Origin of the sequence: Pseudomonas sp. 22189, from assembly GCF_052045635.1 — a bacterium.
Taxonomy (GTDB): Bacteria; Pseudomonadota; Gammaproteobacteria; order Pseudomonadales; family Pseudomonadaceae; genus Aquipseudomonas; species Aquipseudomonas parakoreensis.
This window is the reverse complement of sequence record NZ_JBQEPG010000007.1, coordinates 156,479-176,362: the sequence shown is the minus strand read 5'-3', so window position 1 is coordinate 176,362 and position 19,884 is coordinate 156,479. Positions and strand designations below refer to the sequence as shown.

Below are 19,884 nucleotides of genomic sequence, written 5' to 3'. Positions count from 1 at the left end.
CTCTTATGCAGTAAATATTTGTAAATCCATAAATAAATAACTGAAAAGAATATGCAGCACTGAAGATGTCTGTGTGTTTTTTGACCAGGAGCCGCGCCATGAGTCCGTTGAACCTTGCGTCACCCCTAACGCCACGACGGCTCAAACGCCTGCCTCTGGCCCTGTTGCTGGCGGGGAGTGCCGGCTGGACTCAGGGTTACGCCGCCGACGCCGAAATACCGCCGCCGGCTCCCGCCGGCAAGCCCGCGGCCAACAGCTCGCAGCTGGAAACCGTGACCGTCACCACCCGCCGTCGCGAAGAAAGTTCGCAAGACGTGCCGACGCCGATGAGCGTGGTCAGCGGTCAGACGCTGGAGACGCAGCGGGTCTACCGGATTCAGGATTTGCAGCAACTGGTGCCGAGCGTCAACGTCGCCTACATGCACGCGCGCCAGTCCAGCGTGTCGATTCGTGGCCTGGGCAACAACCCGGCCAGCGACGGTCTGGAAGGCAGTGTCGGTCTGTACATCGACAACGTGTATCTGGGCCGTCCGGGGATGGCGGTGTTCGACCTGATGGACATCGAACAGCTCGAAGTCCTGCGCGGGCCGCAGGGCACGCTGTTCGGCAAGAACACCACCGCCGGGGTGATCAACATCAGTACCCGCGCGCCGACCTTTACCCCGGAACGCAGCATCGAAACCTCGGTTGGCGAGGACGGGTATTTCCAGACCAAGGGCACCATTTCCGGGCCGCTCAACGATGAGCTGGCCGGACGTTTTTCGGCCTATCGCACCCGCAGCGACGGTGACATCAAGAACGAATACAACGGTCATGACCTGAACGGTGGCTCGCGCGATGGCTTCCGCGCGCAGTTGCTGTTCAAGCCCAACGAAGACTTCAACCTGCGCTGGATCGGCGACTACAACGAAGAGGATTCCAGCGCCGGCCCCCGCGTGCTGTACAACACCGGGCCGACCATCAACGGCGTCAACCTCTACCAGTCGCGGGCCAATGCCGCCGGCGCGACGCTGGTCAACGGTTCGCACCGCAAGGTCAATCTGGACAACGATCAGCACGTTACCGTGCATCAGGGCGGCACGTCGGTGGAGGCCAACTGGACGCTGCCGAGCGATTTCACCCTGACCTCTATCAGCTCGTATCGCTTCTGGAATTTCACCCCGGCCAACGACGACGGTCTCAACGTCGCCGCGACTTACAACGCCGGGGTTTCTGTCGAAGATAAACAGTACTCGCAGGAATTTCGCCTCGCCTCGCCCAAGGGCGAGTTCTTCGACTACGTGGTGGGCGCGTACTACTTCGGCTCGGATCTGGACAACAAATCCTTTGCCTATTACGGCCCGCAGGCCGACATCTGGAACGGCACGCCCCGCGGCGCGCTGGCCAACGTCGGCAGCGTCGGCAACGGCCACATCAAGACCGACAGCTTCGCCCTGTTCGCCCAAGGCACCTGGCACCTCTCCGAACGCCTGGACTTCACTGCCGGCGTGCGTGGCACCTATGAAGAGAAGAACGCCTGGGTCACCCGCAATGCGCCGGTTGGTGGTGCCACGGTCAGCGGCGCAGCGGCCACCGCACGACGCGGACGCACGGGTGCCTACGACTCCGGCGATCTGAATCAGTACAGCTCCAGCCCGTCCGGACTGCTCAACCTCAGCTATCGCATCACCGATGACCTGCTCGGTTACGCCACGCTGTCCCACGGGGAAAAATCCGGTGGCGTGAACCTCGCGGTGGGTTCGGCGCCAACCGCCGGCGCCGACTCGTTGCTGATTGGCACCGAACGCGCCAACAACGCCGAACTCGGCTTCAAAAGCACGCTGTGGGACCGGCGTTTGCAGCTCAACGCCAACCTGTTCTGGACCCAAGTCAACGCCTACCAGACCAACGCCTACGATGACGTCAACCGCGTGCAATACCTGACCAACGCCGGTTCTGTGCGCTCGCGCGGCGTCGAATTCGAGAGCACGGTGATCCCGTTGCGCGGCCTGACCCTGAACTTCAACGGCTCGTACAACGACGTCAGCTACCTTTCGTACAAAGATGCACCGTGCCCGCCGGAAGTCAGCCAGGCACCGGGCGCACCGGCGTCCTGCGACCTCAGCGGCCACCAGGTGGTCGGCGCGTCGAAATGGATCGGCAACGCCAACGGCAAATACGAATGGAATCTGGCCAACGGTCTGCAACCCTACGTCACCGGCAGCTACGCATTCCGCTCCAAAGCGGTGGGCACGGTCGAGGATTCCGATTACGGGCAGATCCCGAGCTACGCCGTGGTCAACCTGTCCACCGGTCTGCGCGGCGATTTCAATCAGGGCCAGTGGGACGTTTCGCTGTGGCTGAAAAACGCCTTCGACAAGACCTACTACACGACCCTGTGGACCAGCGGCAACGGCGGTTATGAAGGCCTGCTCGGTACGCCGCGCACCCTCGGCGTTACCGGTCGCTACGACTTCTGATCCGTCATTCAAGGAGCTGCATCATGTTGCCAGGCAAAAAAACCGCTTTAGCCCTGTTGTTATCCGGCGCAGTCTCAAGCACCGGGGTGTTCGCCGCCCCCAGCGTGTACCCGACCGGCGTCACCCGCTATGACCCGAACAAAGCATTCAACCAGTACGTGATCTTCAGTGGCGCCGACAAGCAGACCCATTTGATCGACATGAACGGCAACGAGGTGAAAACCTGGCCACAGGCGGGTTTCCCGTCGGCGATCATCGACCCGCAATTGGTCGGCGGCGCGCGCGGGCATGTGCTGTTGCAACTGAGTGACAAGGATCCGGGCAAGCTCGGCTCCGCCGGTAACGGTCTGGGCAATCAGAGCGTCGGCGAACTGGACTGGAGCGGCAAAGTCGTTTGGCAGTGGGGCGACAAGGCCCCTGGCGGCGCAGCACAGCAGCACCACGATCAGCGCCGGTTGAGCAACGGCAACACGGTGGTGCTGGCGAACAAGGTGCATAAGGTCAAAGGCTTCAAAGTGCCTGAGGTGATCGACGATGCGATCTATGAAGTCAGTCCTGACGGTGCGGTGAAATGGCAGTGGCTGGCCTCGGAGCACCTGAACGAATTCGGCTTCACCCCGGAGCAATTGAAACTGGTGCGCGCCAGCGATAATCCGGATTACTTGCACATCAACAACCTCAGCGTGGTCGGGCCGAACAAGTGGTTCGATGCCGGCGACAAGCGCTTCAATCCGGACAACCTGTTGCTCGATTCGCGCAACGCCAACTTCATCGCGATCATCGACAAACACAGCGGCAAAGTGGTATGGCGCCTCGGCCCGAACCTGCCGCTGATCAGCCCGAAAACCGCGCAGAAATTACCGCGCCCGGTGGATCAGTTTGTCGGTCAGCACGACGCGCACCTCATCCCCGCCGGGCTCCCCGGTGCGGGCAATCTGCTGGTGTTCGATAACCAGGGTTCGGCGGGCTATCCAAACGTCACCCTCGGGCTGATTTCCGGTTCGCGGGTGCTGGAAATCGACCCGCAGAAAAATCAAATCGTCTGGCAATACAGCGCAGCGAATTCGAAGCAGCCGGGTTGGGCCTTCTACAGTTCATTCATCAGCAGCGCGCGACGCTTGCCCAACGGCAATACGCTGATCGACGAAGGCATGAACGGGCGGTTTTTCCAGGTCACGGCCAGCGGTGAAAACGTCTGGGAATATGTCAGCCCGTATCTGGGCAAGGCGCCGGGCAGTGATGCAATCAGTAACTGGGTCTATCGCGCGTTGCCTGTGAGTTATGACTGGGTGCCGGCGGGAACGCCGCGTTCGGAGACGGCAGTTCTGGTGCCGGCCATCGGTGTGCAACAAACCCAAGTCAGCCGTTAGTTATTAAGGTTCTTCCGATTCGAAATAAGTTATGAACGACATGAATAGTGCCTATAGCAATATCGTTGATAAGTGCCGTGGACAATAAGTCAATGGACAACCATCCTGTGTGTCGTGAGTTTCCAGGAGGAAACTTGCTCTCATCGGAAGACACTTATCCAACGATAAAGGAAATCACGTTATGTCGAGCATTAATGGCAATTATGTAAACGCTAACGCTGGCGCCAAACTGACGATCACCGATGGTAACGATTCCAACGGCACCTTCAGCGGCAAGTTCAGCCAGAACGGCGTGAACTACGACATCGCCTACGGGCATTACCATTTCCAGAACAGTACCGGGCAGCCGACGATCATCACGTTCGCGGCGCTGAATGATGGCACTGGCTATCAGTCCTGGACGCTGTTCTCGCCGGACCACAACTATTCGAAAGTTCGTGCGGTGGGTTCGCGTACTAACTTTGATGGTGATGTTGTGGGGCTGGCAGGAGAGTTCATCAAGCAATAGTTGTTCGGTCAATTAAACAGGCCGGGGCGCGAAAGTGCTCCGGCCTTTTTGTTGGCGGAGTTTTATTGGCAACTATCGACTTTGTATTAGTTGTCCCTTGAAACCGGGTCAGGCGAATTTGATGCGTTGCATGAATACTTTCAATGCCTGAAAAGCATGCGTTTTGCAGCGTAACGCTGCAGCCCTTGTGGCGCGCGGCTTTGGCGGAATTGATCAACTCATATATTCCAGAAAGGCCTATGCATAACATTAAAGATTACTTTCGGAGATAAGCGACAAACCCAATGATTCACCCATCGACTCGCCGTGGGGGATTCAACAAACGGCGGATCGGCTGTTGTGTAGAAAACGCAAAAAAGACCGCAGGGAGTGAATCAATGGGCAATGTCCAGACCGCCGCCAGTGCACAAGAGGTGCTGTGGCGCCAGGCACCGAGTGGCGAATTGGTCGATCTCGGCCGGCCGCATCGTGTGCCGTTGGGGCAGTTGCGTTTGCAGAGCGCGCCCAAGGGCATTCTGAGCCGTCGTGAAGCGATCCTGCTCGGCGTGCTGGCGCTGCTGGTGCATGGTGCGGTGATCTACTGGATCAATCAGCATCCGACACCGGCGTTGCCGATCGTGCCGCCGGAAATTCCGCCAATGACCATCGAGTTTTCGCGGCCGGCACCACCCGCGCCGCCCGTGGTTGAACCGCCGCCGCCCGCGCCGGTGGTCGAACCTCCGCCACCGGTTGAAGACGAGTTGGCGGTGAAGCCGCCACCGCCTAAACCGATCCCCAAACCCAAGCCGAAACCGGTGGTTAAACCGGTGCCGAAGCCAGCACCCAAAGCCGTGGAGCAACCACCGGCGCCGCCGCAACCGGCCGCCCCGGTCGCTGCGCCAGCGCCACCTGCACCACCGGCTCCGGCGCCCGTGACACCGGCTTCGGCCAATGCCGCGTATTTGAAGAACCCGGCGCCGGAGTATCCATCGCTGGCCCAGCGTCGCGGCTGGGAAGGCACGGTATTGCTACGGGTGCACGTGTTGGCCAACGGCAAGCCGGGCGAGATCCAGATTCAGAAAAGCAGTGGCCGGCAGCAGCTCGACGACGCAGCGTTCAACGCCGTCAAACAGTGGAGCTTCGTGCCGGCCAAGCAGGGTGATGTCGCCCAGGACGGCTGGGTCAGCGTGCCCATCGATTTCAAGATTCATTAAACCGAAACCTATTCGCGCTAAATGTTTACACGAGGGAACACATCATGACGTTACTGGCCTCTCCACTGGAATCCATCGAAAGTGCGGTGATCTGGCTGCTGGTGGTTTTTTCCGTTGCCACCTGGGGACTGGCGCTGCTCAAGGCTGTGCAGTTCGGTCGTCTGAAGGCGCAGGATCGCAAGTTTCATAAACGCTTCTGGGCGGCGTCGAGTCTCGACTCCGCCGCTGATTTGAGCGAAACCCAACCTGGCGCTGCGGCCCGGGTGGCACAGGCCGGTTACGCGGCGATTCAGGTGGGTGAGGCGCCGCAGGCCAATGATCTGAGCCAGGCGATCAACCATCAGGATCGCCTCGAACGTGCCTTGCGCCAGCAGATCGTGCGCGAACGGCGTTCGCTGGAAACCGGTCTGGCGGTGGTCGCGAGTATTGGCAGCACCTCGCCGTTTATTGGTCTGTTCGGCACGGTGTGGGGAATCATGGAAGCGCTCAAAGGCATCAGCGCGGCAGGCTCGGCGAGCCTGGAAACAGTCGCCGGTCCGATCGGTGCGGCACTGGTTGCCACCGGTGTGGGGATCGCGGTCGCGGTGCCGGCGGTGCTGGTTTACAACTACTTTTTGCGGCGTCTGAAACTGACGGCGGCGGATCTGGATGACTTCGCCCACGACTTCTACAGCCTGGCGCAGAAGAGTGCGTTCCGCGTGTTGATCCACCCGACTGCAAACAAGGTGTCGGCACCGGGCAACGCGACAAAAGTGAAGGAGGCGTCCTGATATGGCCTTCTCCACGCAAGACAGCGACGAGGTGCTGAGCGAGATCAACGTGACGCCGCTGGTGGATGTGATGCTGGTGCTGCTGGTGGTGTTTATCGTCACCGCACCGCTGCTGACCAATGCGATCCCGATCAACCTGCCGAAGACCGAAGCCGTGGCGCCGGTCGAGCAGAAAGACCCGCTGGTGGTGAGCATTGACGGTGCCGGCAAACTGTTTATCAACAAGGATGAAATCCAGCCGGACCTGCTGGAATTCAACCTCAAGTCGGCCAAGGCGAAAGACCCGGAAGTCCGCGTGCAACTGCAGGCCGACGACGGGGTGAACTACGGCGAAGTGGCGCGGGCCATGGCTTCGATCGAGCGAGCGGGGATTACCAAATTGTCGGTGATCACCGCGCGGTAACAGGATTTACGTTTTTCCGGGGCCGTCTCCTTGGCAGGGTGCGGCCCTTTTTTTNTTTGATTTTGATTTTAAGAACAAGAGCAAAAGATCGCAGCCTTCGGCAGCTCCTGCACAAAACAATTGATATTTCTTTTGAGTCTTAATAAATAGCTTCTTATTCCTTAACGAATATAAATCCCGTCCCTATACTCGATCAGGAACAGACACGACGCAGGAGAGCTCCCCCATGCGCAACGAATCAATCCGTTACCTGATTGTGCCGGGCTGGCAAGGATCGCCAGAAGATCATTGGCAAACTCATTGGCAGAACAGCCTGCCCAACAGCGCCAGGGTGGAGCAGGCCGACTGGCTGACGCCGCGCCGTGAAGAATGGGTCGCGGCGCTGGCCGAAGCGATTGCCGCCGACAGCACGCCAGTGATCCTGATTGCTCACAGCCTGGGTTGCGTCACCGTTGCGCATTGGGCGGCTACCGCTCCCGTGCAATACCTGCGGCAGGTGCGCGGGGCGTTGCTGGTCGCACCGGCGGATGTCGAGCGCCCGACTTGCGCACCGGCGCTGCGTAACTTCGCACCGATCCCGACTGACCTGCTGCCTTTCCCCAGTCAGGTCGTCGCCTCCGACAACGACGCCGCGGTCAGCGCGCCACGTGCGCTGGAGCTGGCGCGCAACTGGGGCGCCGAAGCGGGGATTCTTGCCGGAGCCGGGCATATCAACGTCAAGTCCGGGCATCAGCGTTGGGAGCAGGGTTTCGCTTATCTGTATCGCCTGCAAAACCGTATGGAACACCACGCCCGGCGTCGCGCTTGAACCTTTTTCTTTTTTGAACGCCCCCGTCTGCCGGCGGTTGTGGGCGGGAGTCTGCCATGAGTTTCGAAACGTTCGGTCAGCCGTTGCTGACCTTTCCCGATGCGGAAAAAAGTCCCCTGAGCATTCGCGCCAAAGCGCTGGTGTTCGTCGATCCCCGTTCCCGCAAGTTACGCGAAGAGCTGGAACACCTGGCGCCGCGTGCCATCTCGGTATTGATTCGCGGCGAGACCGGCACCGGTAAAGAGTTGCTCGCCCGTCACATTCACCGAGCCAGTGATCGCAGTGGTCTGTTCGTCTCGGTCAATTGCGGTGCGATCAGTCCTACTTACGCCGATGCCGAGCTATTCGGCTATGCCGCCGGCAGCTATACAGGTTCGGCGAGCAGTCGTGCCGGCTGGTTCGGTTCGGCCAACGGCGGCACCTTGTATCTCGACGAAATCGGCGATCTGCCGTTGCCGATCCAGATCAAACTGCTCGCCGCCCTGGAAAATCATGAAGTCACCCGCGTTGGCGCGCATCAGCCGAGCCCGGTGGATGTGCGGCTGGTAGCGGCCACCAGCATCGATCTGGCACAAGCGGTGGACGCGGGGAAATTTCACGAACGGCTTTATCACTACCTTAGCGAAGGGCAACTGGAATTGCCGGCGCTGCGCGAGCGGATCGGCGACATCTTGTCGCTGGCCGAATACTTTCTCGGCATCTACAGCCAGCGCCTTGATCTGCCGGTGCCGTTGATCAGCGAAGCCGCGCAGCACCTGCTGGAACGCCACAGCTGGCCGGGCAACACCCGCGAGCTGGAAAATGTCATTCACTTCGCGCTGCTGGTCAGCACTGGCGAGGAAATCCTCCCGGAGCACCTGAACCTGCCACAGACGCTGGTGCAGATCGAAAGCCAGATCAAACAAATCCTGGAAAATGGCACCGCCGCCGATCAGCAGGCGCTAAAGCAGTTACTGAAAAGCGCAGGCCTCGTGTAGGAGCTGCCGCAGGCTGCGATCTTTTGATCTTGCTTTCAGCGCTTTTAAACCATTGAAAATCAAAAGATCGCAGCCTGCGGCAGCGCCTGCATGTCTATCTCGCGTGTATGAACAAAATGGAATATCAACGTGAATAAACGTTATTGTCCGGGAATAAAAAATCCCGGTATTGTCCGCTTCACGCCAGAGATAGCACTTCACTGGCACTGGTATTAATAGCCGTCGCCATTCGCGACCGTGATTCTCGATAAGGACACTGCATGAAAAAGGTTCTGTTGTTTACCGCATTGGCGGCTGCTCTGACGGCTTCCCTGGCCCAGGCCGGCGAGAAACTGGTGGTGGCGGCGACTCCGGTGCCGCACGCGGAAATTCTCGAGCTGATCAAACCGACCCTGGCCAAAGAAGGCGTGGATCTGGAAATCAAGGTCTTCACCGACTACGTGCAGCCGAACGTGCAGGTTGGCGAGAAGCGTCTGGATGCCAACTACTTCCAGACCAAGCCCTACCTGGACAGCTTCAATGCCGGCAAATACAAGGACGACAAGGCCAAGTACCTGGTGACCGTGCAAGGCGTGCACGTTGAACCGTTCGGTGGCTACTCGAGCAAGTACAAGAAACTGGCTGATCTGCCTGACGGCGCGACCATCGCCATCCCGAACGAAGGCAGCAACAGCGGCCGTGCCCTGATCCTGCTGCAGAAGGCGGGCCTGATCGAACTGAAAGATCCGAAAAACGCCTTGGCGACCCCTAAGGACATCGCCAAGAACCCGCACAACTTCAAGTTCAAGGAACTGGAATCGGCGCTGCTGCCACGTGTGCTGAAGGAAGTTGATCTGGACATGATCAACACCAACTACGCGCTGGAAGCCAAGCTGAACCCGACCAAGGATGCGCTGGTGATCGAAGGCGCTGACTCGCCTTACGTGAACTTCCTGGTGGCCCGTGAGGACAACAAGAACAGCGACGCCATCAAGAAACTGGCCGCTGCCCTGACCAGCCCGGAAGTCAAAGCGTTCATCGAGAAGAAGTACAACGGCGCGGTATTGCCGGCGTTCTGATCCGAGGCTTGAACCACCCCTTCAAGGTATGAAAACGCCGATGGCCAGCGATGGTCATCGGCGTTTTTGTGCGTGCTCGATTTGTGGGATCGCCACAGGATCTAAAGCCAGAATCAAAAGATCGCAGCCTGCGGCAGCTCCTACAGGGGAAAGCGATCTTTTGTAGGAGCTGCCGCAGGCTGCGATCTTTTGATCTTGATGTGTGGTAACTCAGGCCACCTGAGCTTTCAACGCCCGGCGCAACGCCACGAGCAATTTCACGATGTCCTGCGGATCCAGTCGCTGCGGCACTTTTACGTCCATGTTGTCTTCCTTGTAATGGTTTGGCCGGGGGAGTCTGGCCAAAAGCTGTTCGTCCTTGGAGGGCTTTCACGCAAAAAAGATCCTTCCTACAGCGCAAGGGAAAATAGCCTTCTTATTCCTTCCCGGCAAACCCACAGGGTAGTTTTTTGAGTGATATCAATATGCTTTAACGGTATTTAAATTCTTTTTTTTATACCTATAAAGTCAGCACCTGCTGGACAGTTACCCGCTGTCCATGGACTGCATGACCGTCGCTTACCGAGCGACGTCCAGGATGCTTCATGACTTTCGACTACGCCTTTATCCTCAGTACCCTGCCGGCCTTTCTCAAAGCCGTGGGCGTGACGCTGCAAGTCGGGTTCATTGCCATCGGCACGTCGCTGCTGGTGGCCCTGCTCAACGCGACGATTCTGGTGTTCCGTACGCCTTACCTGCAACGCGCCGTCGGCCTGTATGTGGAGCTGGCGCGCAACACGCCGCTGCTGATTCAACTGTTCTTCGTCTACTTCGCCTTGCCGGCGCTGGGGATCAAGGTTTCCGGATTCACCGCGGCAATCATCACCATGACTTTCCTTGGCGGTGCCTACCTCACCGAAGTACTGCGCGCCGGGGTCGATGCGGTGCCGCAGGCGCAACTGGAATCGGGGCGCTCCATCGGTCTGTCCCACGGCCAGTTGCTGCGCTACGTAATCCTGCCGCAAGCGGGGATTCTCAGCCTGCCGTCGCTGTTCGCCAATTTCATTTTCCTGCTCAAGGAAACCACCGTGGTCTCGGCGGTGGCCGTGCCGGAAATCCTCTACACCACCAAAAGCTACATCGCGCTCTACTACAAAACCTACGAAATGCTCGCCGTGCTGACGCTGATCTGCGTGCTGTTGTTCTTGCCGCTGTCGCTGTTGCTCAGCCATCTGGAAAGGAGGCTCCAGCATGGCCAGTTCGGGTCTTGAACTGCTCTGGGTGTCGTTGCCGCAATTGGCAAAAGGCGCCGGGCAAACCTTGTCGATTTCGTTCCTGAGCATCGCCATCAGCACCATTGGCGGGGTGCTCTACGGCGTACTGCGCACGCTCAACGTGGCGTGGCTGAACGCGATCCTGCGGATCTATCTGGAACTGTTCCGGGCGATTCCGGTGCTGGTCTGGCTGTACCTGCTGTTTTTCGGCTTGCCGATTTTCTTCGGCCTGAGCCTGCCGAGCTTCTGGTGCGCGGTGCTGGTGCTGTCGCTGTGGGGCGCCAGCGAGGTCGGCGAAGTGGCCCGTGGCGCGCTGCATTCGTTGCCGCGCGGGCAGCGTGAAGCGGGACTGTCGATCGGCCTGAATGCTGCGCAACTGTACGGCTACGTGTTGCTGCCGCAAGCGCTGAAGCGCATGACACCACCGACCATCAACGTCTACACGCGAATCATCAAGACCAGCTCGCTGGCGGTGCTGATTGGCGTGGTCGATGTGATCAAGGTCGGCCAGCAGATCATCGAGCGCACCTACGAATCGGTACTGATCTACGGCGCGCTGTTTCTGTTTTTCTTTTTCATCTGCTACCCGCTGTCGGCCGCCTCGCGCGTGCTGGAGCGGCGCTGGACGCAAGCATGAGCGCATTGATCGAGTTTCAGGGTTTCAACAAATTCTATGGCGAGCAGCAGGTGCTCAAGGGCATCGACCTGCGCGTGCGCAGCGGCGAAGTGATCGTCATTCTCGGCCCCAGCGGTTGTGGCAAAAGTACGTTGCTGCGTTGCCTCAACGGTCTGGAAGAAGCGCACAGCGGCAGCTTGAAATTTGTCGGTCGTGAACTGTTGGACAAGGCCACCGACTGGCGCGAAGTGCGCCAACAGATCGGCATGGTGTTCCAGAGTTATCACCTGTTTCCGCACATGAGCGTGCTCGACAATTTATTGCTTGGCCCGCTCAAGGTGCAAAAGCGTCAGCGCCGTGAAGCGCAGCAGCAAGCCGAAGCGCTGCTCGAACGCGTGGGCCTGGCGGACAAGCGCGATGCCTTCCCGCGCCAGCTCTCCGGCGGCCAGCAGCAACGCATCGCCATCGTCCGTTCGTTGTGCATGAACCCACGGGTCATGCTCTTCGATGAAGTCACCGCCGCCCTTGATCCGGAGATGGTCAAGGAAGTGCTGCAAGTGATTCAGGGCCTGGCCCGCGAGGGCATGACCCTGCTGATCGTCACCCACGAAATGGCCTTCGCCCGCGCGGTGGCCGACCGCATCGTGTTTATGGATGCCGGGCGCATCCTTGAACAGAACTCGCCCGAGATTTTCTTTACGAACCCGCAAACCGCACGCGCGCAGCAGTTCCTGGAGAAGTTCTCCTTCGTTGCAACACTGCCAAAAACGAATCCGACAAAGGAACTGGAACCGCTATGAAAACTGCCGCTTTTTTACTGCCTCTGCTCAGCCTTGTCTTGCTTGCCGGTTGCAGCAAAACCGAAGAACCGGCCAAGCCGAAAGTCGCCAGCGAAAGCGCCGCGCCAGCCGGCTATCTGGACAAGATCAAGGCCCGCGACAAACTGATCGTCGGCGTGTTCACCGACAAGCCACCGTTCGGTTTCGTCGATGAGGCCGGGCGCTACGTCGGTTTCGACACCGACATCGGTCGGCGTTTCGCCAAGGATCTGCTCGGTGACGAGAACAAAGTCGAGTTTGTTGCCGTGGAGCCGGCGAGCCGCATTCCGTTCCTGCAGAGCGACAAGGTCGACCTGATCCTCGCCAACATGACCGTGACTCCGGAGCGCAAGGAGGCGGTGGAATTCACCAACCCGAACCTCAAGGTTGCGGTGCAGGCATTGGTGCCGCAAAGCAGTGCGGTGAAAAACCTGGATGACCTGGCCAGCCGCACCACCATCGTGACCACCGGGACTACCGCCGATATCTGGCTGACCAAGAACCATCCGGACTGGAAACTGCTGAAGTTCGAGAAAAACTCCGAGTCGTTGCAAGCCTTGGCCAATGGCCGTGGCGATGCCTACGCGCAGGACAATCTGGTGCTGTTCAGCTGGGCCAAACAGAACCCGGGCTACCGTGTGCTGGAGGAAAAACTCGGCGCCGAAGCACCGATTGCCCCGGCGGTGAAGAAGGGCAATGTCGAGCTCCGTGACTGGGTGAACAGCGAACTGGCGAAGCTGGGTGAAGAGAAGTACCTGCTCAAGCTGTACGACCAATACGTGCGCAAAGAGCTGAGCGATGACACCCGGCCTGAGAGTGTGATTGTCGAGGGTGGCAAGTGGCAGGGTTGATTGGCCGTTAAAACTGCGCTGACCTGAAGGTCCTCTTCGCGAGCAGGCTCGCTCCCACAGGGTACGCATTCCNCCAACTGTGGGAGCGAGCCTGCTCGCGAAAGCGCCGGTTCAGGCGCGGCTCAATCCGGCCAGTTCCACGCCGGCTCATCCAGCACCCGCTGCCCGACAATTCCGGTCTGGCCGAAGGTTTTCTCCAGCACGATGCAGTTGCACTCCGGATCCTCCTGCAACGCTGAAATCAACCGCCGTGCATGGGACACCACCCACACCTGACACTGTTCCGAAGCGCGAATGATCAAGCGCGCCAGCGCCGGCAAAAGATCCGGGTGCAGGCTGGTTTCCGGTTCGTTGAGCACCATCAATGACGGTGGTCGTGGCGTCAGCAATGCGGCAATCAGCAACAGATAACGCAACGTCCCGTCCGACAGCTCCGCCGCCGACAAAGGTCGCAGCAACCCCTCCTGGAAAAACTCGATGGCAAAGCGTCCACCGGCCAGCGGTGCGATGTTCAGCCGTGCGCCGGGAAACGCATCGCTGATCGCCGCCTGCAAGGCCTCGGGGTCGCCGATTTCATTGATGGTCTGCAACGCGGCTGCCAGATCGCGACCGTCGTGGTGCAGCACCGGCGTGCGCGTGCCCAGTTGCGGCTGGCGCACCGGGGCGTCGGCGTCGCTGCGAAAGTGATCGTAGAAGCGCCAGCGGCGGATGAACTCGCGCATCTGGAACACCTCTGGCGAACTGCGCAGGCTGCCGATTTGATCGAACAGGCTGTCGAAATTCGGTGTGTGCTGCGCCAGCACGTCCCAGCTGCGGGCTTCGCGGGCGCGGATCATCGCACCGTTGCGATCCACCAGCAGGCTCGCCGGGCGATAGAGCGGGCCGGCCCAGATGCATTCGCGCTTGATCTGCGGATCGAGGCTGAAACGCGAGGGGCTGGGCTGAGTGTCTCCCGGCAACATGAAGTGGCCGTTAGAGTCGGGCAGGCCGAGGCTGATGGAGTAGCTGAAATCCTCTCCGGCAAACCCCAGGCGCAGCCGTTTGACGCCCTGCCGCACCGTCGGCTCGATCGCCACTTCGCCGTTGCGCATGCGCCGGCTGATGGTTTCCGGCCCGGCCCAGAACGTCGAGTCCAGCCCGCCCTCGCGGGCCAGTGCATTGACCACGCCACCCTGCGCAGTCTCCGCCAGCAGACGCAAGGCCCGATAGAGATTGGACTTGCCGCTGCCGTTGGGGCCGGTGATCAGGTTCAGCCGGCCCATCGGGATCACCAATTTGTTGATCGAGCGGTAATTGGCCACCGCGAGGGTCTTGAGCATGAAAATCCTTCTCTTGAGGCGACCATTGTAGGAGCTGCCGAAGGCTGCGATCTTTTGATCTTGCTTTTGTAAAGTCAAAAGATCGCAGCCTGCGGCAGCTCCTACAGGGGAAAAATAGAGATCACGCGAGCGAACGTTGAACCCTGTTCTAAGCTCACAGTCGTATCGTCACTTGCACGTTCGTACACAGGAAGGAGTCTGCATGGCGAGTCCCGGATTGAAAACAGTTGTCGTGCTGAGCCTGCTCACGTTGTTGACCGCTTGCGGCAAGAAAGAAGCCCCGGCGGAGTACCTGCCACGGGTCTATGTGCAAGAGGTCAAACCCGCCGATTACGCGGCTGCCGTGACCCTGACCGGCGATGTGCAGGCCCGGGTGCAGACCGAACTGTCTTTCCGGGTCGGTGGCAAGATCATCCAGCGCATGGTCGATGTCGGCGACCGGGTCAGCGCCAGGCAAGTGCTGGCCAAACTCGATCCCAAGGATTTGCAGACCAACGTCGATTCCGCTCAGGCCCAGGTCATCGCCGAGCAGGCACGGGTCAAACAGAGCGCCGCAGCGTTCGTGCGTCAGCAGAAACTGTTGCCCAAGGGTTACACCAGCCAGAGCGAATTCGACTCCGCCCAAGCCGCCTTGCGCAGCAGCCAGAGCGCCCTGAGCGCGGCGCAGGCGCAACTGGCCAATGCCAAGGATCAACTGAGCTACACCGCGCTGATCGCCGATGCCCCGGGGATTATCACCGAGCGCCAGGCCGAGGTTGGCCAGGTGGTCCAGGCCACCGCGCCGATTTTCAAACTGGCCCGCGATGGCGATCGCGACGCGGTGTTCAACGTCTACGAATCGCTGCTGGCCGAACGCCCTGACGATCGCTCGATTGTCGTCAGCCTGCTCGATAATCCCGCGATCAAGACCACCGGCACGGTGCGCGAAATCACCCCGGCGGTGTCGGCGCAGTCCGGCACGGTGCAAGTCAAAGTCACCCTCGACAGCCTGCCGCAGGGCATGCAGCTCGGCTCGGTGGTCAGCGCCACGGCCAAGGGCAGCGGCAAGTCGGCGGTGGAATTGCCATGGTCGGCGCTGACCAAAAACATCAGCGAGCCGGCCGTGTGGATGGTTGACGACAAGGGCGAGGCGCAGTTGCATAACGTCACTGTCAGCCGCTACCTGATCGGCAAGGTGATCATCAGCGACGGTCTCAAAGGCGGGGAAAAAGTCATTGTCGCGGGTGGGCAGTTGTTGCATCCGGGCATGAAAGTCGAGATTGCCGAAAACACCTACGAAGGTCTGCAACCGGGAGCACAGCCATGAAGCGTCTGGGGCTGTTGTCCATCGGCGTGCTGCTGGCTGCCTGCTCGAAAAGCGAGCCACCGCCGGAGCCGGTGCGGCCGGTGCTGTCGATCAAGGTACAGGCGCTGAACGAGGAAACCCTCGGGCGTTTCGCCGGCAGCATTCAGGCGCGTTACGAGAGCAACACCGGTTTCCGCGTCGGTGGACGTATTGCCAGCCGTAACGTCGATGTCGGCACCGAGGTGCAAAAGGGTACGTTGCTCGCCACGCTCGACCCCTCCGATCAACAGAACCAGTTGCGCTCGGCCCAGGGCGATCTGGCCAAGGTGCAGGCGCAACTGATCAACGCCCAGGCCAACGCCCGGCGTCAGCAGGCGCTGTTTGATCGCGGGGTGGGCGCGCAGGCACAACTGGACATCGCCATCACCGATCTGAAAACCACCCAGGCCTCGCTCGATCAGGCCCGGGCGGCGGTCGATCAGAGCAAGGATCAGCTCGGCTACACCGAACTGCGTGCCGACCACAAAGCCGTGGTCACCGCATGGAATGCCGAAGCCGGCCAGGTGGTGACTGCCGGCCAGCAAGTGGTGACTCTGGCGCAACCGGACATCAAGGAAGCGGTGATCGACCTGCCGGACACACTGGTTGATCAGATCCCCGCCGACGTGGTGTTTCTGGTGGCCGGGCAACTCGACCCGAGCATCAATACCACCGCGACCATTCGCGAGATCGAACCGCAGGCTCAAAGCGCCACGCGCACCCGCCGCGCGCGGCTGACCCTGGCCAGCACCCCGGAGGGGTTTCGCCTCGGTACGGCGATCAGCGTGACGCTCAGTTCAGCGATCAAGCCGCGTATCGAGTTGCCTGCCACTGCCCTGCAGGAAGCCGATGGCAAGACCCGCATCTGGGTGGTCGACACCTCCGGCAAAACCGTTGCGCCCCGTGACGTCAGCGTGATCAGCCGTACCGACGGCACCGTGGTGCTGGCCGACGGCGTCAAATCCGGCGAGCGCGTGGTCAGCGCAGGCGTCAACAGTCTTAAACCCGGACAAGCCGTGAAACTCGACGAGGACAGTCAATGAAAGGCTCTTTCAATCTCTCCGAATGGGCCCTCAAGCATCAGTCGTTCGTCTGGTACCTGATGTTCGTCGCGTTGCTGATGGGGGTGTTCTCTTACTTCAATCTGGGGCGTGAAGAAGACCCTTCGTTCACCATCAAGACCATGGTCATCCAGACCAAATGGCCGGGCGCGACCCAGGAGGAAACCCTCAAGCAGGTCACCGACCGCATCGAGAAAAAACTCGAGGAGCTCGATTCACTCGACTACGTGAAAAGTTACACGCGCCCCGGTGAATCGACGGTCTACGTGTACCTGCGCGACACCACCAGCGCCAAGGACATTCCGGAAATCTGGTACCAGGTGCGCAAGAAGATCGATGACATTCGCGGACAGTTTCCCCAAGGGATTCAGGGGCCCGGATTCAACGATGAGTTCGGTGACGTCTACGGCTCGGTCTACGCGTTTACCGCCGACGGCCTGACCATGCGCCAGTTGCGCGACTACGTGGAACAGGCCCGCGCCGAGATCCGCAACGTGCCGGGTCTGGGCAAGATCGAGATGATCGGCCAGCAGGACGAAGTGATTTACCTGAACTTCTCCACCCGCAAGCTCGCGGCACTGGGCATCGATCAGCGTCAGGTGGTGCAGAGCCTGCAATCGCAGAACGCCGTGACTCCGGCGGGTGTGATCGAGGCCGGGCCTGAGCGTATCTCGGTGCGTACTTCAGGGCAGTTCGCGTCGGAGAAGGATCTGGCCGAGGTCAATCTCAAACTCAATGAGCGCTTCTATCGTCTGGCCGATATCGCCGACATCAGTCGCGGTTATGTTGACCCGGCCACGCCGGAATTCCGTTTCGACGGCAAGCCGGCAATCGGTCTGGCGATTGCCATGCAGAAGGGCGGCAACGTTCAGGAATTCGGCAAGGCGTTGCACCAGCGGATCGACCAGATCACCGCTGATCTGCCGGTTGGCGTCGGCGTCCATACGGTGTCCGATCAGGCCGTGGTGGTGGAAGAGGCGGTTGGTGGCTTCACCAGCGCGCTGTTCGAAGCGGTGATCATCGTGCTGGTGGTCAGCTTCATCAGTCTTGGCGTGCGCGCCGGGCTGGTGGTGGCGTGCTCGATTCCGCTGGTGCTGGCGATGGTGTTTGTGTTCATGGAATACAGCGGCATCACCATGCAGCGGATTTCCCTCGGCGCGCTGATCATCGCCCTCGGTCTGCTGGTGGACGACGCGATGATCACCGTGGAGATGATGGTCACGCGTCTGGAAATGGGCGAGACCAAGGAGCAGGCGGCTACGTTTGCCTACACCTCGACGGCGTTCCCGATGCTCACCGGTACGCTGGTGACCGTTGCCGGCTTCGTGCCGATCGGCCTCAACGCCAGCTCCGCCGGTGAGTACACCTTCACCCTGTTTGCGGTGATCGCGGTGGCCATGCTGGTGTCGTGGATCGTCGCGGTGCTGTTCGCACCGGTAATCGGCGTGCACATCCTCAGCACCAATGTGAAACCTCACGAGGGCGAGCCGGGACGCATTGGTCGGGCATTCAACCACGGTTTGCTGTGGTCGATGCGCAACCGCTGGTGGGCGATCGGCATCACCGTGTTGTGCTTTGTGCTGGCGGTGTTCTGCATGCGCTTTGTGCAAAATCAGTTCTTCCCGTCCTCCGATCGCCCGGAAATCCTCGTCGATCTGAACCTGCCGCAAAACGCCTCGATCGACGAAACCCGCAAGGCCGTGGACAAGCTCGAAGCCACGCTCAAGGGCGACCCGGACATCGTGCGCTGGAGCACTTACATCGGTCAGGGTGCGATCCGTTTCTACTTGCCGCTCGACCAGCAATTGCAGAACCCGTACTACGCGCAACTGGTGATCGTCAGCAAAGACTTCGAGGCCCGCGAAGCCCTCAGCCAACGCCTGCGTGAACGCTTGCACAAGGACTTCGTCGGCATCGGCAGTTACGTGCAGGCGCTGGAAATGGGCCCGCCGGTGGGACGCCCGATCCAGTACCGGGTCAGCGGCAAGGACATCGATCAGGTGCGCAAGCACGCTATTGATCTGGCGACCGAACTGGACAAGAACGAGCACATCGGCGAGATCATTTACGACTGGAACGAGCCGGGCAAAGTGCTGCGCATCGACATTGCCCAGGACAAGGCGCGTCAGCTCGGGCTGTCCTCGGAAGACGTGGCGAAGCTGATGAATAGCATCGTCAGCGGCTCGCCACTGACCCAGGTCGATGACGATATCTACCTGATCAACGTCGTCGGCCGCGCGGTGGATTCCGAACGCGGCACCCCGGAAACCCTGCAGAACCTGCAGATCGTCACACCCAACGGCACGTCGATTCCGCTATTGGCCTTTGCCACCGTGCGGTATGAGCTGGAGCAACCGCTGGTGTGGCGTCGTGACCGTCTGCCGACCATCACCATCAAGGCCTCGGTGCGCGACGAGATCCAGCCGACCGACCTGGTGAAACTGCTCAAGCCGTCGATTGATGCGTTCGCTGAAAAACTCCCGGTCGGCTACAAAGTCGCCACGGGCGGTACGGTCGAGGAAAGCGGCAAGGCCCAGGGACCGATCGCCAAGGTCCTGCCGTTGATGCTGTTTTTGATGGCGACCTTCCTGATGATCCAGTTGCACAGCGTGCAGAAGATGTTCCTGGTGGCAAGTGTCGCGCCGCTGGGTCTGATCGGTGTGGTGCTGGCGCTGGTGCCGACCGGTACGCCGATGGGCTTCGTGGCGATCCTGGGGATCCTCGCACTGATCGGTATCATCATCCGCAACTCGGTGATTCTGGTGACGCAGATCGATGAGTTCGAGCAGAAGGGCTATACGCCGTGGGATGCGGTGGTGGAAGCGACCGAGCACCGGCGTCGGCCGATCCTGCTGACGGCTGCGGCGGCGAGCATGGGCATGATTCCGATTGCCCGGGAAGTGTTCTGGGGGCCAATGGCCTACGCGATGATTGGCGGGATCGTGGTCGCGACGTTGCTGACCCTGCTGTTTCTGCCGGCGCTGTATGTGGCCTGGTACAAGATTCGCGAGCCGAAGAAAGAGACCGCATAAGGCAAAAGCAAAAGATCGCAGCCTGCGGCAGCGCATACAGGAAATCCCATGTCGGCGCTGCTGC

The 19,884-nt window shown here is 60.2% G+C and carries 17 protein-coding genes; 16 read left to right on the top strand and 1 reads right to left on the bottom strand.

Going from position 1 to position 19,884, the window contains the following annotated elements:
- Nucleotides 1-98 precede the first annotated feature (98 nt).
- The 13 genes from ACTJKS_RS09860 (at nt 99) to ACTJKS_RS09800 (ending at nt 13,084) form a co-directional block, all read left to right on the top strand.
- On the top strand, nt 99-2,459 hold the full coding sequence (locus tag ACTJKS_RS09860) for a TonB-dependent receptor (protein ID WP_108181346.1): 2,361 nt from the start codon (nt 99-101) through the stop codon (nt 2,457-2,459).
- A gap of 23 nt (nt 2,460-2,482) precedes the next feature.
- Nucleotides 2,483-3,829, top strand: a complete 1,347-nt coding sequence (locus ACTJKS_RS09855) for an aryl-sulfate sulfotransferase (protein ID WP_262947700.1) — start codon at nt 2,483-2,485, stop codon at nt 3,827-3,829.
- Nucleotides 3,830-4,010: 181 nt separating this feature from the next.
- Complete coding sequence (locus tag ACTJKS_RS09850) at nt 4,011-4,337, top strand: hypothetical protein (RefSeq protein ID WP_003220553.1); 327 nt, start codon at nt 4,011-4,013, stop codon at nt 4,335-4,337.
- Between the two features lie 377 nt (nt 4,338-4,714).
- Nucleotides 4,715-5,530: an energy transducer TonB gene (locus ACTJKS_RS09845; RefSeq protein WP_198759211.1), complete on the top strand. Its 816-nt coding sequence runs from the start codon at nt 4,715-4,717 to the stop codon at nt 5,528-5,530.
- Nucleotides 5,531-5,574: 44 nt separating this feature from the next.
- Nucleotides 5,575-6,300, top strand: a complete 726-nt coding sequence (locus tag ACTJKS_RS09840; protein WP_198759210.1) for a MotA/TolQ/ExbB proton channel family protein — start codon at nt 5,575-5,577, stop codon at nt 6,298-6,300.
- Nucleotide 6,301: 1 nt separating this feature from the next.
- Nucleotides 6,302-6,703 carry an ExbD/TolR family protein gene (locus ACTJKS_RS09835; RefSeq protein WP_003220570.1) on the top strand — a complete coding sequence of 134 codons (402 nt, stop codon included), beginning with the start codon at nt 6,302-6,304 and terminating at the stop codon, nt 6,701-6,703.
- A gap of 226 nt (nt 6,704-6,929) precedes the next feature.
- On the top strand, nt 6,930-7,511 hold the full coding sequence (locus ACTJKS_RS09830) for an alpha/beta hydrolase (RefSeq protein WP_262947701.1): 582 nt from the start codon (nt 6,930-6,932) through the stop codon (nt 7,509-7,511).
- Between the two features lie 56 nt (nt 7,512-7,567).
- Nucleotides 7,568-8,488: a sigma 54-interacting transcriptional regulator gene (locus ACTJKS_RS09825; protein WP_198759208.1), complete on the top strand. Its 921-nt coding sequence runs from the start codon at nt 7,568-7,570 to the stop codon at nt 8,486-8,488.
- A gap of 260 nt (nt 8,489-8,748) precedes the next feature.
- Nucleotides 8,749-9,546 carry a MetQ/NlpA family ABC transporter substrate-binding protein gene (locus ACTJKS_RS09820; RefSeq protein ID WP_041071133.1) on the top strand — a complete coding sequence of 266 codons (798 nt, stop codon included), beginning with the start codon at nt 8,749-8,751 and terminating at the stop codon, nt 9,544-9,546.
- Nucleotides 9,547-10,130: 584 nt separating this feature from the next.
- Nucleotides 10,131-10,796, top strand: a complete 666-nt coding sequence (locus tag ACTJKS_RS09815; RefSeq protein WP_262947702.1) for an amino acid ABC transporter permease — start codon at nt 10,131-10,133, stop codon at nt 10,794-10,796.
- A complete protein-coding gene (locus ACTJKS_RS09810; protein WP_108181351.1) occupies nt 10,777-11,436 on the top strand; it encodes an amino acid ABC transporter permease in 660 nt (219 codons plus the stop codon). Before ACTJKS_RS09815 ends, ACTJKS_RS09810 begins: the two co-directional genes overlap by 20 nt.
- On the top strand, nt 11,433-12,215 hold the full coding sequence (locus ACTJKS_RS09805; protein ID WP_262947703.1) for an amino acid ABC transporter ATP-binding protein: 783 nt from the start codon (nt 11,433-11,435) through the stop codon (nt 12,213-12,215). The genes ACTJKS_RS09810 and ACTJKS_RS09805 overlap by 4 nt, the downstream gene beginning before the upstream one ends.
- Nucleotides 12,212-13,084, top strand: coding sequence for a transporter substrate-binding domain-containing protein (locus ACTJKS_RS09800; protein ID WP_262947704.1), 873 nt, complete (start codon nt 12,212-12,214; stop codon nt 13,082-13,084). Before ACTJKS_RS09805 ends, ACTJKS_RS09800 begins: the two co-directional genes overlap by 4 nt.
- 122 nt (nt 13,085-13,206) lie before the next feature.
- On the opposite strand, the gene ACTJKS_RS09795 is transcribed toward ACTJKS_RS09800, so the two are convergent.
- On the bottom strand, nt 13,207-14,403 hold the full coding sequence (locus ACTJKS_RS09795) for an AAA family ATPase (RefSeq protein ID WP_198759205.1): 1,197 nt from the start codon (nt 14,401-14,403) through the stop codon (nt 13,207-13,209).
- A 202-nt stretch (nt 14,404-14,605) separates the two neighbouring features.
- On the opposite strand from ACTJKS_RS09795, the gene ACTJKS_RS09790 reads away from it, so the two are divergent.
- From ACTJKS_RS09790 to ACTJKS_RS09780, 3 genes are read left to right on the top strand one after another with little or no spacing between them, the layout of a single operon-like run.
- The gene (locus ACTJKS_RS09790; RefSeq protein WP_262947705.1) at nt 14,606-15,709 is read left to right on the top strand and encodes an efflux RND transporter periplasmic adaptor subunit; all 1,104 of its coding nucleotides are present in this window, start codon (nt 14,606-14,608) and stop codon (nt 15,707-15,709) included.
- Nucleotides 15,706-16,770, top strand: a complete 1,065-nt coding sequence (locus ACTJKS_RS09785; RefSeq protein WP_262947706.1) for an efflux RND transporter periplasmic adaptor subunit — start codon at nt 15,706-15,708, stop codon at nt 16,768-16,770. The genes ACTJKS_RS09790 and ACTJKS_RS09785 overlap by 4 nt, the downstream gene beginning before the upstream one ends.
- Nucleotides 16,767-19,820 carry an efflux RND transporter permease subunit gene (locus ACTJKS_RS09780; protein WP_041071156.1) on the top strand — a complete coding sequence of 1,018 codons (3,054 nt, stop codon included), beginning with the start codon at nt 16,767-16,769 and terminating at the stop codon, nt 19,818-19,820. Before ACTJKS_RS09785 ends, ACTJKS_RS09780 begins: the two co-directional genes overlap by 4 nt.
- The last annotated feature ends 64 nt before the right edge of the window (nt 19,821-19,884 follow it).

What these genes read in the sequence shown, in the direction of transcription:
- ACTJKS_RS09845 (WP_198759211.1), top strand. Translation starts at nt 4,715, where the DNA reads ATGGGCAATGTCCAGACCGCCGCCAGTGCACAAGAGGTGCTGTGGCGC.
- ACTJKS_RS09835 (WP_003220570.1), top strand. Translation starts at nt 6,302, where the DNA reads ATGGCCTTCTCCACGCAAGACAGCGACGAGGTGCTGAGCGAGATCAAC.
- ACTJKS_RS09780 (WP_041071156.1), top strand. Translation starts at nt 16,767, where the DNA reads ATGAAAGGCTCTTTCAATCTCTCCGAATGGGCCCTCAAGCATCAGTCG.
- ACTJKS_RS09850 (WP_003220553.1), top strand. Translation starts at nt 4,011, where the DNA reads ATGTCGAGCATTAATGGCAATTATGTAAACGCTAACGCTGGCGCCAAA.
- ACTJKS_RS09790 (WP_262947705.1), top strand. Translation starts at nt 14,606, where the DNA reads ATGGCGAGTCCCGGATTGAAAACAGTTGTCGTGCTGAGCCTGCTCACG.
- ACTJKS_RS09840 (WP_198759210.1), top strand. Translation starts at nt 5,575, where the DNA reads ATGACGTTACTGGCCTCTCCACTGGAATCCATCGAAAGTGCGGTGATC.
- ACTJKS_RS09800 (WP_262947704.1), top strand. Translation starts at nt 12,212, where the DNA reads ATGAAAACTGCCGCTTTTTTACTGCCTCTGCTCAGCCTTGTCTTGCTT.
- ACTJKS_RS09785 (WP_262947706.1), top strand. Translation starts at nt 15,706, where the DNA reads ATGAAGCGTCTGGGGCTGTTGTCCATCGGCGTGCTGCTGGCTGCCTGC.
- ACTJKS_RS09810 (WP_108181351.1), top strand. Translation starts at nt 10,777, where the DNA reads ATGGCCAGTTCGGGTCTTGAACTGCTCTGGGTGTCGTTGCCGCAATTG.
- ACTJKS_RS09860 (WP_108181346.1), top strand. Translation starts at nt 99, where the DNA reads ATGAGTCCGTTGAACCTTGCGTCACCCCTAACGCCACGACGGCTCAAA.
- ACTJKS_RS09830 (WP_262947701.1), top strand. Translation starts at nt 6,930, where the DNA reads ATGCGCAACGAATCAATCCGTTACCTGATTGTGCCGGGCTGGCAAGGA.
- ACTJKS_RS09815 (WP_262947702.1), top strand. Translation starts at nt 10,131, where the DNA reads ATGACTTTCGACTACGCCTTTATCCTCAGTACCCTGCCGGCCTTTCTC.
- ACTJKS_RS09795 (WP_198759205.1), bottom strand. Translation starts at nt 14,403, where the DNA reads ATGCTCAAGACCCTCGCGGTGGCCAATTACCGCTCGATCAACAAATTG.
- ACTJKS_RS09820 (WP_041071133.1), top strand. Translation starts at nt 8,749, where the DNA reads ATGAAAAAGGTTCTGTTGTTTACCGCATTGGCGGCTGCTCTGACGGCT.
- ACTJKS_RS09805 (WP_262947703.1), top strand. Translation starts at nt 11,433, where the DNA reads ATGAGCGCATTGATCGAGTTTCAGGGTTTCAACAAATTCTATGGCGAG.
- ACTJKS_RS09855 (WP_262947700.1), top strand. Translation starts at nt 2,483, where the DNA reads ATGTTGCCAGGCAAAAAAACCGCTTTAGCCCTGTTGTTATCCGGCGCA.
- ACTJKS_RS09825 (WP_198759208.1), top strand. Translation starts at nt 7,568, where the DNA reads ATGAGTTTCGAAACGTTCGGTCAGCCGTTGCTGACCTTTCCCGATGCG.